Origin of the sequence: Qipengyuania sp. (assembly GCF_964227205.1) — a bacterium.
Taxonomy (GTDB): Bacteria; Pseudomonadota; Alphaproteobacteria; order Sphingomonadales; family Sphingomonadaceae; genus Qipengyuania.
Genome location: NZ_CAXQVB010000002.1, coordinates 154,404 through 169,848 on the forward strand (window position 1 = coordinate 154,404; position 15,445 = coordinate 169,848).

At 64.1% G+C, this 15,445-nt stretch carries 16 protein-coding genes and 1 tRNA gene; 8 read left to right on the forward strand and 9 right to left on the reverse strand.

What is annotated here, in order from left to right:
- Positions 1–49 precede the first annotated feature (49 nt).
- Genes pip through ACEQZ0_RS02670 form a run of 4 tightly spaced genes read right to left on the reverse strand, consistent with a single transcriptional unit; the run spans position 50 to position 5,283 of the window.
- Entirely contained in the window at positions 50–1,012 is a 963-nt protein-coding gene (gene pip, locus ACEQZ0_RS02655; protein WP_370188140.1) for a prolyl aminopeptidase, read from the reverse strand.
- Entirely contained in the window at positions 1,009–1,845 is an 837-nt protein-coding gene (locus tag ACEQZ0_RS02660; protein WP_370188142.1) for a phosphodiester glycosidase family protein, read from the reverse strand. The genes pip and ACEQZ0_RS02660 overlap by 4 nt, the downstream gene beginning before the upstream one ends.
- On the reverse strand, positions 1,842–3,335 hold the full coding sequence (gene trpE / locus ACEQZ0_RS02665; RefSeq protein WP_370189905.1) for an anthranilate synthase component I: 1,494 nt from the start codon (positions 3,333–3,335) through the stop codon (positions 1,842–1,844). The genes ACEQZ0_RS02660 and trpE overlap by 4 nt, the downstream gene beginning before the upstream one ends.
- Positions 3,336–3,348: 13 nt before the next feature.
- Positions 3,349–5,283, reverse strand: a complete 1,935-nt coding sequence (locus tag ACEQZ0_RS02670) for a SurA N-terminal domain-containing protein (RefSeq protein ID WP_370188144.1) — start codon at positions 5,281–5,283, stop codon at positions 3,349–3,351.
- Positions 5,284–5,478: 195 nt separating this feature from the next.
- Between ACEQZ0_RS02670 and tpiA the strand changes: the two genes are divergently transcribed.
- The 3 genes from tpiA to ACEQZ0_RS02685 all read left to right on the forward strand — a co-directional run bounded on the left by tpiA (position 5,479) and on the right by ACEQZ0_RS02685 (position 8,414).
- On the forward strand, positions 5,479–6,240 hold the full coding sequence (gene tpiA, locus ACEQZ0_RS02675) for a triose-phosphate isomerase (protein ID WP_370188147.1): 762 nt from the start codon (positions 5,479–5,481) through the stop codon (positions 6,238–6,240).
- Positions 6,241–6,318: 78 nt separating this feature from the next.
- The gene (secG, locus tag ACEQZ0_RS02680) at positions 6,319–6,675 is read left to right on the forward strand and encodes a preprotein translocase subunit SecG (RefSeq protein ID WP_370188149.1); all 357 of its coding nucleotides are present in this window, start codon (positions 6,319–6,321) and stop codon (positions 6,673–6,675) included.
- Between the two features lie 104 nt (positions 6,676–6,779).
- Positions 6,780–8,414, forward strand: coding sequence for a CTP synthase (locus tag ACEQZ0_RS02685; RefSeq protein ID WP_370188151.1), 1,635 nt, complete (start codon positions 6,780–6,782; stop codon positions 8,412–8,414).
- A gap of 329 nt (positions 8,415–8,743) precedes the next feature.
- Here ACEQZ0_RS02685 and ACEQZ0_RS02690 read toward each other — a convergent pair whose 3' ends face one another.
- A complete protein-coding gene (locus tag ACEQZ0_RS02690; protein ID WP_370188153.1) occupies positions 8,744–9,220 on the reverse strand; it encodes an Hsp20 family protein in 477 nt (158 codons plus the stop codon).
- 165 nt (positions 9,221–9,385) lie between these two features.
- On the opposite strand from ACEQZ0_RS02690, the gene grxC reads away from it, so the two are divergent.
- The 4 genes from grxC to ACEQZ0_RS02710 all read left to right on the forward strand — a co-directional run bounded on the left by grxC (position 9,386) and on the right by ACEQZ0_RS02710 (position 11,052).
- Positions 9,386–9,649 carry a glutaredoxin 3 gene (grxC, locus tag ACEQZ0_RS02695; RefSeq protein ID WP_370188155.1) on the forward strand — a complete coding sequence of 88 codons (264 nt, stop codon included), beginning with the start codon at positions 9,386–9,388 and terminating at the stop codon, positions 9,647–9,649.
- Positions 9,649–10,467, forward strand: coding sequence for a carbon-nitrogen hydrolase family protein (locus ACEQZ0_RS02700; protein WP_370188157.1), 819 nt, complete (start codon positions 9,649–9,651; stop codon positions 10,465–10,467). The genes grxC and ACEQZ0_RS02700 overlap by 1 nt, the downstream gene beginning before the upstream one ends.
- A gap of 8 nt (positions 10,468–10,475) precedes the next feature.
- Positions 10,476–10,937, forward strand: a complete 462-nt coding sequence (locus ACEQZ0_RS02705; protein WP_370188159.1) for a DUF1178 family protein — start codon at positions 10,476–10,478, stop codon at positions 10,935–10,937.
- A 38-nt stretch (positions 10,938–10,975) separates the two neighbouring features.
- Positions 10,976–11,052: transfer RNA gene (locus tag ACEQZ0_RS02710), tRNA-Arg, on the forward strand.
- On the opposite strand, the gene ACEQZ0_RS02715 is transcribed toward ACEQZ0_RS02710, so the two are convergent.
- The 4 genes from ACEQZ0_RS02715 to hppD form a co-directional block, all read right to left on the reverse strand.
- On the reverse strand, positions 11,053–12,231 hold the full coding sequence (locus ACEQZ0_RS02715; protein WP_370188161.1) for an MFS transporter: 1,179 nt from the start codon (positions 12,229–12,231) through the stop codon (positions 11,053–11,055).
- Between the two features lie 75 nt (positions 12,232–12,306).
- Positions 12,307–13,185: a mechanosensitive ion channel family protein gene (locus ACEQZ0_RS02720; protein ID WP_370188162.1), complete on the reverse strand. Its 879-nt coding sequence runs from the start codon at positions 13,183–13,185 to the stop codon at positions 12,307–12,309.
- Positions 13,186–13,249: 64 nt separating this feature from the next.
- On the reverse strand, positions 13,250–13,822 hold the full coding sequence (locus ACEQZ0_RS02725; RefSeq protein ID WP_370188164.1) for a VOC family protein: 573 nt from the start codon (positions 13,820–13,822) through the stop codon (positions 13,250–13,252).
- On the reverse strand, positions 13,819–14,940 hold the full coding sequence (gene hppD / locus ACEQZ0_RS02730; protein WP_370188166.1) for a 4-hydroxyphenylpyruvate dioxygenase: 1,122 nt from the start codon (positions 14,938–14,940) through the stop codon (positions 13,819–13,821). The genes ACEQZ0_RS02725 and hppD overlap by 4 nt, the downstream gene beginning before the upstream one ends.
- A gap of 182 nt (positions 14,941–15,122) precedes the next feature.
- Between hppD and ACEQZ0_RS02735 the strand changes: the two genes are divergently transcribed.
- Positions 15,123–15,437 (forward strand): septum formation initiator family protein, encoded by a 315-nt coding sequence (locus tag ACEQZ0_RS02735; protein ID WP_370188168.1) that lies wholly within the window; start codon positions 15,123–15,125, stop codon positions 15,435–15,437.
- The last annotated feature ends 8 nt before the right edge of the window (positions 15,438–15,445 follow it).

Consider the following 15,445-nt stretch of genomic DNA (forward strand, 5'->3'; position numbering starts at 1 on the left):
TGGCCTTTCAAGCAAGGAAAGCTGCAGGGCGCGAAACGTCGGCACCTCGTCACGAGATCTTGCCGGCCAACTGGTCGGTCGCCCGGACGAGGCCGTCGATAATCCCCGGCTCGCCGGCGCTGTGGCCCGCATCGGGGACGATCCGGAACTCGGCCTCGGGCCAGGCCTTCTTCAGCGCCCAGGCGGCGCTCGGCGGAGTGCAGATGTCGTGCCGGCCCTGGACGATGATCCCGGGGATGCCGGCGAGCTTGTCGACATTTTCGAGCAGTTCGTTCTCTTCAAGGAAGAAGTCTTCGAGAAAGAACTTCGCGCAGATGCGGGCGAAGGGAACCGCCTTGGCCGGATCGCCGAAACTGTCGAGCAGTTCCTCATTGGGCAGCAGCGTGGCGACGTGGCCCTCCCACAGCGACCATTCGCGCGCGGCGGCGAGGCGCGTTGCCTCGTCTTCGCTGGTGAGGCGCTCATAATAAGCGCGGACGAGGTCGCCGCGTTCCTCTTCGGGGATCAGGCCGGTGAACTGGTCCCATTGTTCGGCCATCACTTCGCTTGCGCCGTAGCGGTAGAGCCAGGATTTCTCCTGCTGCCGCGCAAGGAACACGCCCCGCAACACGAGTTCGCTTACCCGTTCAGGATATTTCTGCGCATAGGCGAGCGCGAGCGTCGAGCCCCAGCTGCCGCCGAAAGCCTGCCATTTTTCATGGCCGCACATTTCGCGCAGGCGCTCGATATCGTCGACGATGCGCCAGGTGTCGTTGTGCTCGATCTCGGCGAAGGGCAGCGACTTGCCGCAGCCGCGCTGGTCGAACAGCAATACGTCGTAGAGCGCGGGGTCCCACTGGCGGCGATGGTCGGGTGCCATGCCTCCACCGGGCCCGCCATGGAGGAAGACCGCCGGCTTGGCGCCGGGGGTGCCGACACGCTCCCAATAGAGCGAATGGCCCTCGCCGACATCGAGCATGCCGGTCTCGTAGGGCTCGATTTCGGGATAGAGCGTACGGCGGTCTTGGGTCATTCGCTGGCCTTCTTGCTGACGACGACGATGGGGCCGATCGGGGCGCCCGTATCGAGGCGACCGGTCGAGGGGTTCCACAGCAGCGAAACCGTGTCGTCGAGAAACAGAGCGTTCTTCACCTCGAGTTCGTTCCGGTAGAAACGGGCGAGCTTGCCGAAGGAGATCGGCGCGTTGGAGATGACGAAATGCGCGCGGCCTTCGTCATCGACGCCCACCGCGTTGCGGACCTTGCGCGAAGGCCCGTCATGGACGATCTGCGGGTGGATCTTGCCATCGACGACCAGCATCGGACCCGATTGCGTGCCGAATTGCGGGCGCTCGGTGACATTGGCGAGGAACCAGTCGGTCTCGCGCACCATCCACTTGCCATCGCTGCCGTAGAACACGCCGTTGGGCTTCATGTAGAAATTGCCCGAACCGGTGCCGGTGTCGAGCGTCTGGAGGCGCTCGGCGTTCTCGACGAAATAGCCGACCGGCGTGCCATCAGAATCGAAGATCCCTGCGTTCATCGCGAAAGCGATCGTTTCGCCATCGTTGACGGCCGCAAAATCCTTCAGGCTGCGAAAGCGCTTTCCATCCGAAGCAAGCGCCATCCCGATCGTGTTGCGACCGGGCACGGCGAGGCAGTGGGTTAGCGGCGTGTCTTCGAAGATGATCGAGCGACAGGCACTTTCGACCTGGCTCGCAAGCGTCTCGGTTGGGCTTGGCTCGGACGAGGGCGCGGCATCCTGCGCCTTGCCGTCGATCCGTGCGCGGGCGACGGGCTCGCCCTCGGGCTGGGCTTCACAGGCAGTCAGCGCCAGCAGGGCCAGCGCAACAAGTGTCGTTTTCATTGACCGTATCCGGGCTCCTTGGCGAGGCGGACGGCTTCCTTGGCCGCGGCGAGCAGCGCGCTCGCCTTCGCCTCGCATTCTCTCTGCTCATAGGCGGGATCGCTGTCCGCGACTATCCCGGCGCCGGCCTGGACGTGCATCGTGCCGTCCTTGACCACCGCAGTGCGTAAAACGATGCAGCTGTCGACCGAGCCATCGGGCGCGAAGTAACCTACCCCGCCGGCATACGGGCCGCGCGTGGCTGGCTCGAGCTCGGCGATGATCTCGCAGGCTCGCACCTTGGGCGCGCCGCTGACCGTGCCTGCGGGAAAGCCCGCGAAGAGCGCATCGATTGCATCCTTCGCCGGATCGAGCCGCCCGGTGACATTGCTGACGATGTGCATGACGTGGCTATAGCGTTCGACGGTGAAGCTTTCGGTGACGGTGACGCTGCCGGATTCGGCGACACGTCCGACATCGTTGCGGCCGAGATCGAGCAGCATCAGATGCTCGGCGCGTTCCTTCGGGTCGGACAGCAGTTCCTGTTCGGCGAGTCGATCGGCGGCCTGCGTTGCGCCGCGCGGGCGCGTGCCTGCAATGGGCCGGATCGTAACCTCGCCCGCGCGCACGCGCACGAGGATTTCGGGACTCGACCCGACGATCGCGAAGCCGGGCATGTCGAGGAAGTAGAGGAAGGGCGAGGGATTGACCCGACGCAGCGCACGATAGAGCGTCATGGGCGGGAGTTCGAAGCGGGACGTAAAGCGCTGGGCCAGGACGACCTGGAAGATGTCGCCCGCCTCGATATACTCCTTCGCGCGCAACACCATCGCCGCATAGTCCTGCGCAGGCATCGTCGGGGCGAGGGCAGGTTCGGGATGCCGGGCTGCATCGGGCAGGTCGGCGGGTGCGGCGCGAGCCAGTCGGCGGAGCACCTCGTCGATTCGCTCGTCCGCCTGCTCGATCGAGCCGTTGCGCCATACCGGCGCGATGCAGAACAGCGCATCGCTGAGCCCGTCGAATACCAGTAGAACGGTGGGTCGTACGAACAGCATGTCGGGAAGACCGAGTGCGTTTTGCGAGCGACGCGGCAGATTCTCGACCAGGCCGATGGTCTCGTAGCCGAAATGGCCGACGAGGCAGGCGAGGGCGGGGGGCAGTTCCTCCGGTACATCGCAGCGACAGGATTCGACGAGCCCTCTCAGGCCGTCGAGTGTCCCCTCGTCGCACGCCACGAATGCCTCGCGCGACTTCTGCCATTCGGCATTGATCTCGGCGTCATCACCGGTCGCGCGAAACACGAGATCGGGGTCGAGCCCCAAGAGGCTGTAGCGCCCGCGGATCTCGCCGCCTTCGACCGATTCGAGCAGGAAGTCTCCGCGCCCCGGTTCGAACAGCTTGAGCGCTGCGCCGACCGGAGTTTCGGTATCGGCTACGATCTCACGCCACACCAGCGCAGGATTGCCGTGCGCCAGCGCAACCCGCGCCCGCTCGACGCCTTTCAGGCCGATACCCAAACGCGCCTCAGTTTCCGGCCAGCTGCTTGCGCACGGCCTCGATCGCTGCCGGATTGCGCGAGACGCCCAGTTCCTCACGCATCGCCCGGCCCAACTGCTGGGCATATTCCTCACCCAGCAAGGGACCCATCTGGCGATGCGCCTGCGCGATCAGCGGATCATCCTTCGCGATGTCGTCCATCGCGATATCGTCGAGCTTGACCACGAAGAAGCCGGCATTGCCGCCCGCGTCGAGCTTCTTGGTCGTCCCTTCGGCCATGCTGAAGAGCAGCGCGATGGGGGGCGGAATCCGCCGCTCGCGCTGGCGCGCAAGATCTTCGCGAGTCATGTCGACTTTCTGCGCCGGGGGCACGCGAAGGTCCTCGTCGGCCAGCGCCTCGGCGATCGACTTGCCCGCGCGCACGCGCGCCATCACGCGGTCTGCGGCGGCCTTGGCGGCCTTCATTCCCTCGCTGGCGCGCCAGCGCGCCTCGACGAGCTTTTCGATCTCGGCGAAAGGAGCCGCCGCGGCGGGAACGATGTCGCTGACTTCGTAGACCAGATAGGTCTGTCCGCTCTCTACGGGGGCAATCTCGGGCTCCTCCACATCCATCTGGAAGGCGGTGGAGAGCGCGGGGCGCAGGACTTCGGGCACCGCCTTGTCGGGCGAAGCGAAGAGGCGGCCGTCGGCCACCGCCGGGCCGGTGGTTTCGAGGTCGAGATCGAGGTCCTTCGCGACTTCGGACAGCGTGGCTCCGTCGTCGAGTTGCTCTTCGATTTCGCTGGCGAGGTCGGCCAGTCCGCGAACGCGCTTTTCCTCGCGCAGGGCGGTAGCGATCTCGTCGCGTGCCTGGGCCAGCGTGCGCGCCGGCGTGGCGTCGATCGCGTCGATGCGAGCGACATGCCAGCCGAGCGGGCTCCGCGCGGGTTTGGTCATGGAACCGCGCGATGCCGCGAAATAGGCCGCGGCCACCGTGGGCGATGCCTGTGCCGACAGGCCCTCACGCAGAACATCGACTACCGGCGCGGCGCGGAGACCCGCTTCGCGCGCGACGGCTTCGAAGGATTCGCCGGCGACCACGCGTTTGCGAATGGCATTGGCGGCACCTTCGGTCGGGACGATGACCTGCGTGACGTTGCGCGTCTCGCTCGCTGCATATGTCTTGGCGTCGCGCTTGTATCGCGCGGCGATTTCCGCATCGGTCGGTTCAATCCTGTCGCCCAGCGCCGACGAGTCGAAGGTTGCGTAGCGGATCGTCCTGCGCTCGGGCCGGACGAAAGCATCGCGGTTCTTCTGGTAATAGCTGCGCAAGACCTTGGGATCGGCCTTGCCGGTCGGGGCATAGGACGCCGCGGGGAGCAGGGCGATTTCACCCTTGCGCCGTTCCTTGAACAGTTGCGCATAGCGATAGGCGAGCTTGTCGGGGACGGTGGCGCCGAATCCCGCGGGGATCAGCAATTGCTGCGACAGGAGCCCCACGCCGAGATCGTCGCGGACCTGCGCATCGGTCAGCCTTTGTTGCGAAAGCGCCTGCCGATAGACTTCCTCGCTGAAATTGCCGTCGGGACCGCGGAAGGCGGGAATCATCCGGATTTCACTGTTGATCAGATTGTCGCCGGCGCGGATGCCGTATTTTTCGGCATAGCCCTTGAGTGCGGCACGGCTGATCAGGGAATCGAGCGCGCTCTCGAGGCCGCCGTCGCGCAGGAAGGCCTGCATCGTTGCAGTCGGTTGCTCCTGGCGCACCCTCTGAAGGCCGTTATTGGCCGCGAGCACGAGATCGGCGGTGGATATCTTTTCGTCGCCGACGACCGCGACCCTGTCTCCTCCGGCAATTCCGCCGAAAGCGCCGCTGCTCGAAACATCGGCGCTGGCGAAAGCGAGAGCGATCAGGCCGAGGAAGGCCAGCGCGATCGCCAGGCCCAGCTTGGTCTTGAAGAAATTGCGGAAGAACTGGAACATGATGTGCGGGCAATCCCGTGTCTGGCGGCTGTCGATCAGGCGGGGCCTGGATGGGTTGGGGCGCTTTATCGGCCCTGCGACCTCGCGGCAACAGGTAGCAAAGGGTTTTGACGTGCGAAGAAACCTTCTCTAGCGGAGCCCATCCCACGCCCCATATAGCGGGCCACAGATTCAGATTATTCGCAGGACTTACCCATGGCCGAACGGCCCTATATCGTCGGAAACTGGAAAATGAACGGCACGCGCGCAATGCTTTCCGAAGCACGCGCCATCGATCGTGCCGCGCAGCGCTACATGAAGGTGGAGGTGGCTGTGGCGCCGCCCTACACACTGATTCACGCGGTCCACAAGGAAGCCGAGCAGATCGGCGTTGGGGCACAGGACTGCCATCCCGGCGCGGAAGGCGCGCATACGGGCGACATAAATGCCTCGATGATCGCCGATGCCGGGGCAAAGTTCGTCATCCTCGGTCACAGCGAGCGGCGGCAGGACCATGGCGAGAGCAATGAGCTGATCAACGCAAAGATCGAATCGGCGCTCGATGCGGGACTGCGCGTCATCCTGTGTTGCGGCGAAACGCTCGAAACGCGCGACGCAGGCAAGGCGGAAGAATTCGTGCTGGCGCAGCTCAAGGCGGCGCTGCCGATGTTCCAGGATCCGGCCGAGCGCCTGACGATCGCCTACGAGCCGATTTGGGCGATCGGCACCGGTCGCACCGCGACCGCCGACGATATCGCCGCCATGCACGGGGCGATCCGCGGATTGCTCGACGAAACCTATGGCACCGAAGCCTCGGCGCAGGTGCGTATTCTCTACGGCGGGTCGGTCAAGCCGGATAATGCCCGCGAGATCCTCGCGACACCCGAAGTCGGCGGTGCCCTGGTCGGTGGCGCCAGCCTCTCGGCCGAAAGCTTCCTCGGCATCGTGGTGGGGGCCTCGGAAGCCGAAGAGGTCTGATCCCGGCGCGCTTGCCGTTTGCCGCGTGCGCGCCTAAATGCGCGTGAACCCCGCTATCGCAGTTCCAAGAGTATCCGCATGTTCCTGTTTCTCACCGTCGTCCAGGCGATCGTCGCAGCCGCGCTTGTCGGCGTCATCCTGATGCAGCGCTCCGAGGGGGGCGGCCTCGGCGTGGGTGGCAGTCCCTCGGGCATGCTGAGCGCGCGCGGTGCAGCGGACTTCCTTACCCGTTCGACCAAATGGCTCGCGATTACCTTTGTCGTCCTGTCGATCGCGCTCGCCGCGGTCGCAGTCGAAACCACCGGTAGCGACGCGATCGAATCGACGCTCGACCGTTCGGTGGCCCCGGCGGCGCCGGCCGACCCGCTCGGCCCGGCGACCACGGGTGAGGCCGCCCCGACCGGCGACGATCCGCTTGCCGACGTAGCCGAATAACCGAAACCCAGTTGCAGGCCTGTGGATTGCGCCGTGTACGCGGCGCGATTTGCATGTGTTTGTGCTTGCCCCGACTCAACCCTTCAGCTTAAGGCCCGACTCCCATGGCGCGGTATATCTTTATCACCGGCGGCGTGGTCTCCTCGCTTGGCAAAGGTCTCATGGCAGCATCGCTCGCTGCCCTCCTTCAGGCGCGTGGCTACAAGGTCCGCATCCGGAAATTCGACCCCTATCTCAATGTCGATCCGGGGACGATGTCCCCCTATCAGCACGGCGAGGTCTACGTCACCGACGACGGTGCCGAGACCGATCTCGACCTTGGGCATTACGAACGCTTCACGGGCGTTTCAGCACACCAGGGCGACAACATCACCTCGGGGCGGATCTATCAGGACATCATCGCCAAGGAACGCCGCGGCGATTATCTTGGCGCAACCGTGCAGGTCGTTCCGCACGTTACCGACGAGATCAAGGCTTTCGCCCTCGCGGGGCAGGACGACCATGATTTCATCCTGTGCGAAATCGGCGGCACGGTCGGCGATATCGAGGGCCTGCCCTTCATGGAGGCGATCCGCCAGCTGCGGAACGAGCTCGAACCATGGCAGACGCTCAGCGTCCACGTAACGCTGGTGCCCTATATCGCCGCCGCGGGCGAGCTGAAGACCAAGCCGACGCAGCACTCGGTACGCGAGCTCGCCAGCCTCGGCATCAAGCCCGACGTGCTGCTGTGCCGCGCCGAACACCCGATCCCCGACAGCGAACGCCAGAAGATCGCCAATTTCTGTAACGTGCGCAAGAAAGCGGTCATTCCCGCGCTCGACGCCCCGTCGATCTATTCTGTGCCGCTGCAATATCACGGCGAGGGGCTCGATACAGAGGTTTTGCGCGCCTTCGGCATCACCGACGCGCCCGATCCCGACCTGTCGCGCTGGTACGACGTGGTCGACCGCCATTCGAACCCGGAAGGCGAGGTCACCATCGGCGTGGTCGGCAAATACGTCGGCCTGCAGGACGCCTACAAGTCGCTCAACGAAGCGCTGGTCCACGGGGGCATGGCGCACCGCGTCAAGGTCAATGTGAAGTGGATCGATGCAGAGGTGTTCGAAGGCGACGATGCCGATATCGCCGCCCGGCTCGAACCGATGCACGCGATCCTCGTTCCCGGCGGATTCGGCGAACGCGGTAGCGAGGGCAAGATCGCCGCAGTGCGCTTCGCACGCGAACGCAAGGTGCCCTTCCTCGGGATTTGCCTCGGGATGCAGATGGCCTGCATCGAGGCCGCCCGCTCGGCAGGTTTCGGCCAGGCCTCCTCGACCGAATTCGGCGAGACCGAGGAGCCCGTGGTCGGCATCATCACCGAATGGATGACCGAAGAGGGCTTGCAGACGCGCGAAGCCGGAGGCGATCTCGGCGGCACCATGCGGCTTGGCGCCTATGATGCAAAGCTGGCCGCAAACAGCCACGTGTCGAGCATCTACGGCGGCGCGACCACGATTTCCGAGCGCCATCGCCACCGCTACGAGGTCAACGGCACCTATATCGATTCGCTTGAGAAGCAGGGACTGATCTTCTCGGGCATGTCGCCCGATGGACTGCTGCCCGAGATCGTCGAACGCCCTGATCACCCGTGGTTCGTCGGCGTGCAGTTCCACCCCGAGCTCAAGTCCAAGCCCTTCGATCCGCATCCGCTGTTCGCCGGTTTCGTCGGTGCGGCTCTCGAGCAGGCACGCCTGGTCTGAGCCGCTCCAACGGGGTATTTTTCTAAGCCTCTGTATTTCTTAAGGCTGGCCCCACAAGCGCTTGTAGCGACGCGACAAAATCCACGCGCGGGGCGCTGACGGCTTTATCTTTTGTTATATCTGATGCAGGATAGATCGCATTCCCGCTCACATGGCGCGAATTAACGAGACAAGCGCTTTGCCGACAAGCGGTGGGGCTTGCCTCGATGACGGTCGTCTTCTGCGACCCGGACGGTCGATTTCGAGGTTAGGCGGCGTCATGCGTCGCGGGGGCGGAACCCAAGTTCCGCCCCCTATTCGTTTCCAACTTGATAAGAAGGAGAGAGGGCTCAGGCGGCCTTGCTGTCGCCGTCGTCCTCTTCGTCCTTGACCACTTCGAGCGGCTGCTGGCCGCCGATGGCGATCTTCTTCGGCTTCATCGCCTCGGGCACTTCGCGCACCAGGTCGATCACCAGCAGGCCATCGCCAAGGTCGGCATTGGCGACCCGCACGTAGTCGGCCAGTTCGAACCGGCGTTCGAAGCCGCGATTGGCGATGCCGACATGCAGCATTTCGCCTTCGGCGACTTCGTCGCGCTTCTTGCCCGTGACGACGAGCAGGTTCTGCTGCGCGACGATATCGAGATCGCCCTTGCGGAAGCCGGCCACGGCCAGCGTAATGCGATATTCGTCATCGCCGCGGCGCTCGATGTTGAAGGGGGGGTAGTTGTCGCCGCCGGCGCCGCGCGCCTGGCGTTCCATCAGGTCGAACACGCGGTCGAAGCCAACGGTGGAGCGACGGAAGGGGGTAAGGTCCATACGGTTCATCGAAACAAATCCTCTTGTGAGCGATTCTATCTGGGCGGGGCCCGCATTCGGCACCCCGTCGCCGCCACGTTCATCGTGGCGACACCATCGAGATAGGCGCGCGGATTGGGCTTTCAAGTACCTGTTGCGCACGCTAGTTTCGCGCCCGAATACAAGAGGAAATCGATGAGCCAGCCCCAGGTCGACATCTACACGAAGTTCGGTTGCGGATATTGCTTCCGCGCCAAGCGCCTGCTCGACGAGAAGGGGGTCGATTACACCGAGTTCGACATCACCCTCGGCGGTCCGAAGCGCGCGGAAATGCTCGAGCGCGCGCCTAATGCGATGACCGTGCCGCAGATATTCATCGGCGAGACGCATGTTGGCGGGTCCGACGAGCTCGCCGCGCTCGAACGCGAGGGCAGGCTCGACGCGCTGCTCGGCGGCTGATGCCGCGCATCGCCGTCCTCCAGATGACCGCGGGGATCGATCCTGCGGAAAATGCGCGTGTGCTGACCGACGCTGCCGCGCGGGTCGGAGGGGAGGGCGGGCAAATGCTTTTCACTCCCGAAATGTCGGGCCTGCTCGACCGCGACCGCAAGCGCGCTGCGTCCTCGATCATGAGCGAGGAGGACTCTGCGGTCCTGGCGCAGGTTCGTGAAGCCGCGAGCAAGCAGGGCATCTGGATCGCGCTGGGATCGCTCGCGGTCGATGCGGGCGCGGGACGCTGGGCCAATCGCGGATTCGTCATCGATCCGAGCGGTGCGATCGCGGCGCGCTACGACAAGATCCACATGTTCGACGTCGATCTCGCTAGCGGCGAGAGCTGGCGCGAGTCGAATGCCTATCGTCCTGGCGAACGGGTTGTAACCATCCCCGACACCCCTGTCGGCAAACTCGGCCTTACCGTTTGTTACGATATCCGCTTTCCAGCACTGTTCGACGCGCTGGGCCGCGAGCGCTGCGATGTCATAGCCATTCCCGCCGCGTTCACCGTGCCGACCGGGGCGGCCCATTGGCACGTTCTCCAGCGTGCCCGCGCGATAGAGGCGAGCGCCTTTGTTGTCGCGGCGGCCCAGGTGGGGCATCATCAAGACGGGCGCCGGACCTATGGCCACAGCCTCGTCGTCGATCCCTGGGGCGAAGTACTGCTCGACATGGGCGGCGAGGAACCGGGCCTCGGCTTCTGCGACATCGATCTCGCGCGGATCGCGGAGGTGCGCGCGCAGGTACCCAGCCTTGCCAACCGCCGCGAAATCGCCAAATAGGCCGCGCCATGATCGTGTTCGACCTTTCCTGCAGCAAGGGCCACCGGTTCGAGGGCTGGTTCGGCTCGTCCGACGACTTTGCCGGTCAGAAGGCAGACGGGTTGCTCGAATGCCCGACCTGCGGCTGCGACAATGTGGGCAAGGCCCCGATGGCGCCTTCGGTGCCGGCCAAGGGCAATGCCCGCGCCGAAGCCGGCGACGAGGCGCAGCAGATGGCCACCGGCGACATGCCGTCAGCAGTCAGGAAGGCGCTGGAAGGGCTCGCGAAGGCGCAGGCCAAGGCGCTCGAAAACAGCACCTGGGTGGGTGACCGATTCGCCGAAAAAGCGCGCGAAATGCATTATGGCGAGGTGGACGAGGCGCCGATCCACGGGCGCACAACGCGCGACGAGGCTGAGGAGCTTTCGGCCGAGGGTATTGCCGTCGCGCCGTTGCTCGTGCCGGTCGCGCCGCCCGACGAACTCAACTGATTGCCTCGCGGCGACGAGCCGCTATACGGGCTCCGGATGCGCCCGTAGCTCAGTAGGATAGAGCATCAGATTCCTAATCTGGGGGCCACAGGTTCGAATCCTGTCGGGCGCACCATCACCGCCCGTAGCGACGTGCAATCATCGCCAATGCGGTCAACAGCAACGAAGCCAGGCCCATCAGGGCGCAGGTCCCGGCCCAGCCGAATGCGTCGTACACGGCAGTCCCGGCGAAACTCCCGATTCCGCCGCCGATGAACATGATCACGATATAGACCGTGGTCAGGCGGGTTCTGACTGCGGGATCGAGCGCGAGGAAGGTCATTCGTCCGGTGACGTCGATGCCCGGTCCCACGAGGTTGGAAAGGAACAGCGGAACCAGGAGTGTCCACAAGGATCCGCTCAACGGGTAGAGGAGGGCGATCCCTGCCAGCTGGATGAACGCGAAGATCGTGCGTGCCCGCCGCGGCCCGATCTGGTCTGCCCAGCTTCCCAGCCGTGGCGTGGAGACGATGCTTACCGCGGCCAGGCCGGCGAGATAGCCGACCGTGTCGGTGCCATATCCCATCTGCGGCGAGGTGAGATACAATGCGAGACCGAGCCACACGGCGATGAACTGGCCGAAGTTCAGCGCCTGAATCGCGCCCGAAATCACGATCTCGCGGTGCCGTACGATTAGCGGAAACACCGACATCAGCAGGGCGGGATAGGACTGCCGGTCGCGCACAGAGCGGTCCCCGCCTTCCATCAGCTGCGGAAGCGCGAGCGTGACTGCGATCATCAGGCCGGTGGCCAGCCAATAGACCGAACGCCAGCCGAGGTACTCGGCCATGACCCCTGCGCCGACGCGCGCGACGAGGATTCCGAGGATCACCCCCGCAGCGAGCTTGGCCGTGACCTGACCGAGGCGTTCGGGCGCGACCCGTTTCGAAGCATAGGCGGGCAGCAGGTAGGGCGCGATGGTGAAATAGCCGAGCAGGGTCGAGCCGATGACGAAGAGGGTGAAACCTTGAGCCAGCGTCATGAGCGCCAGCGAGGCAGTCTGGCCCGCGGCGAAGGCAATCGTCAGCCGGCGGTTGGAGATACGGTCGCCGAGCGGCAGCAGCATGAAAATGCCCAGCGCGAGCGCCAGCTGATTGAGCGCGGGGACCAATCCGATACGGGCATGGGTGACGCCGAAATGGTCGGCGACGTCCGCAATGATCGGGTGGATGTAATAGGCGTTCGCGGTCACCACCGCCGCGGCTATGGCGAGCGAGGTTTCCTGCGCGGCGGTCAGTCGTGCAGCGGCGCTCAAGCCTGATGTCCGTTTGGTTGGGGCACGACGGGTTCCCGACAAAAGATCGGGAAAATCCCGTCTCGATTCGAAACCTTAAGGCGTCTTGTTGCGCGTGTCACCCAGCAGGCTGACCGGCACGGTCTCCTTGAAGGTGTGCGTGACATAGGGGAAGGGAATTTCGATCCCCGCTTCGTCGAGCGCCGCCTTGATCGCGCGGACGACCTTGTCCCTGCTTTCCCAGCCGGCACGCGGGGCCGAGCCTGCCCACCAGCGGACAAGGAAGTCGACCGAACTCGAATTGAATTCCTGCGCGAAGATGTCGATGCCCTTGCTGGCAAGCACGTCGTCGACATCCTCGACCGCGCGGCGGATGACCTCGGCGGCATGGTCGAGCCGGGTGTCGTAGGCAACGCCGACGACCACCTCGTGGCGTCGTTCGTCGACATCGGTGAGAATCTCGACCGGGTTCTTGAAGAGGATCGAATTGGGCACGACGGTCAGCTCGCCCGACAGCTTGCGCACATGCGTTTCGCGCAGCGTGATGTGCTCGACCTTGCCGGAGATGCCCTCGCACTCGATGATGTCACCGATCCGCATCTTCTCGCGCAGCATGATCAGCACGCCGGCGAGGAAGTTCTCGAAGATATCCTGGAAGGCGAAGCCGATCGCGACCGCGCCGATCCCGAGCCCCGCGAGCAGGCTCGAGGGGGTCAGGTCGGGCATGACCACGATCGCCGCGATGAAGAGGCCGAACAGCCAGATGCCGAGCCGGACCAGCGTGTCGATCAAATTCTTGAGGCTGGCCCTGATTTCGGTCCGACCCACAATCATGTCGGATATTCGCACCGCGAAGCGCGCGACCATCCAGGTCAGGAAGACGATGAAGAAGGCGATGGCGAGACTGGGCAGGCTGGCAATGAAGCCCTGACCCATTTCGCGCAGCTGTTCGCGCAGCGTACCGATGTAATTCACGTGTGCGGAACTCCCTTTGCGCTGCAACGCAACACAAAGGGTGAAGTTCCGCGCCGGGTCGCGATCAACCCTGGCCGTGTTCCTTGCGGGCGATCTCGTGCAACCAGTCGGCGTGGCGCGGCGCCTTCTTCGTCTGGCTCCACTCGTCGAGCATCAGCGGGGCGACCCGCTTGAGCTCGGCATATTGCTCGTCGGTGCCGATATCGGTGGCTAGCTCTACGCGATGGCCGTTCGGATCGAAGAAATAGATCGACTTGAAGATGCCGTGATGCGTCGGGCCGAGCACCTCGATGCCGAGGCCTTCGATATGGTCTTTGGCCGCCAGCAGCTCCTCTTCGCTGCCAACCTTGAAGGCGAGGTGCTGGACCCAGGCGGGCGTATTCTCGTCGCGGCCCATGTCCTTCTGGTTGGGCAGTTCGAAGAAGGCGAGAATGTTCCCGTTACCCGCCTCGAGGAAGACGTGCATGTAGGGGTCGTATTCGCCGGTCGAGGGCACGTGGTCTTCGGCGAAGGCCGTGGTGTAATCCATGCCCAGCACCTTGCCGTACCATTCGACGGTCTCTTTCGCGTCCTTGCAGCGGTAGGCGGCGTGGTGGACACCGCCCAGCTTGACGGGGTGGCTGGCTACATCGCTCATTCGGCCGGCTCCGCTTCCACCGATTTCGCCTCGTCCACGCTCAGCACGCCACGCTTGATCTGGTCGCGTTCCATGCTTTCGAACAGCGCCTTGAAATTGCCTTCACCGAAGCCTTCGTCACCCTTGCGCTGGATGAATTCGAAAAACACCGGGCCGACCTGCGCTTCGGCGAAGATCTGGAGCAGCAGGCGGGGCTGGCCGCCCTCGGTAGTGCCGTCGAGCAGGATACCGCGCGCCTTCAGCTCATCGACCTTCTCGCCGTGACCGGGAAGGCGTTCGGACAACATCTCGTAATAGGTCTCGGGCGGCGCGGTCATGAAAGGCACGCCGAGTTCCTTGAGGTTGTCCCAGCACTTGACGAGATCGTCGCAGATCAGCGCAATATGCTGGATGCCTTCGCCGTTGAATTCGCGCAGGAATTCCTCGATCTGGCCCTTGCCGCCTTCGCCTTCTTCGTTGAGCGGGATGCGGATCTTGCCGTCGGGCGCAGTGAGCGCCTTGGAGGTCAGGCCGGTATATTCGCCCTTGATGTCGAAGAAGCGGATCTCGCGGAAGTTGAAGAGCGTTTCGTAATAGTCCGCCCAGTACTTCATGCGCCCGTTGTAGACGTTGTGCGTCAGGTGATCGATCACGTTGAAACCGGCGCCGACCGGGTGCTTCTCGACTCCAGGCAGGTATTCGAAGTCGATATCGTAGATCGACAGGCCGTTGCCCTCGTCATCTTCATAGCGGTCGATCAGATAGACGATTGCGCCGCCGATCCCCCGGATCGCGGGGATGTGCAGCTCCATCGGGCCGGTCTGGACGGCGACCGGCTTGGCTCCGCGTTCAAGCAGCTCGGCATAGGCCTTGCGGGCGTCCCGGACGCGAAAGCCCATGCCGCAAGCCGAGGGTCCGTGTTCGCGGGCGAAGAACCAGGCGGCGCTCTTGGGCTCGTAGTTGAGGATCAGGTTGATCTGGCCCTGGCGCCAGAGGTCGACGTCCTTCGAGCGGTGCGTGGCGACATGGGTGAAGCCCATGGCTTCGAAAACCGGTTCGATCACGCCTTTTTCCGGTGCGCAGAATTCGACAAACTCGAAGCCGTCGAGGCCGATGGGGTTTTCGAAGAGATCGGGCATTTCAATCCTCTGGGAAAGCTTTTGGTTTCAATGGAAACTAATTACGCCTCCGAGGGCCTCGTGTCAAGGCGAGCAGCCTCGCGCGCCCTGGTCTGTTACCCTCTTGCGACAAGCCGTTCGTAACGGTCTGCAGGCAAGAGAATGGGCTTGCGTGAAGGGGTTAACTGTGATTCTGTGCCGTCATGCACCGCAGGAATTCCACAGCCACGATTCAGAGGGCGAAAGTCACGCAGCATGCTGCGCTTGCAGTGCTCCTGATCATGGGCGGACTCGCTATCGCGGGTCCCTCGGGCCTGCTCGCCTGGAGCGAAAACCTGCGCCTGCTCGACCAGCGCAAGGCCCAGCTGGCCGAACTGGAGGCCGAACGCACGGCGCTGCAAAACCGTGTCGCACTGCTCGATCCCGATCATGCGGATCCCGACATGGTTGGCGAATTGCTGCGCAGCCAGCTCAATGTCGTCCACCCAGACGAAGTGGTCATCAAACTCGAAGAATGACGTGGCGC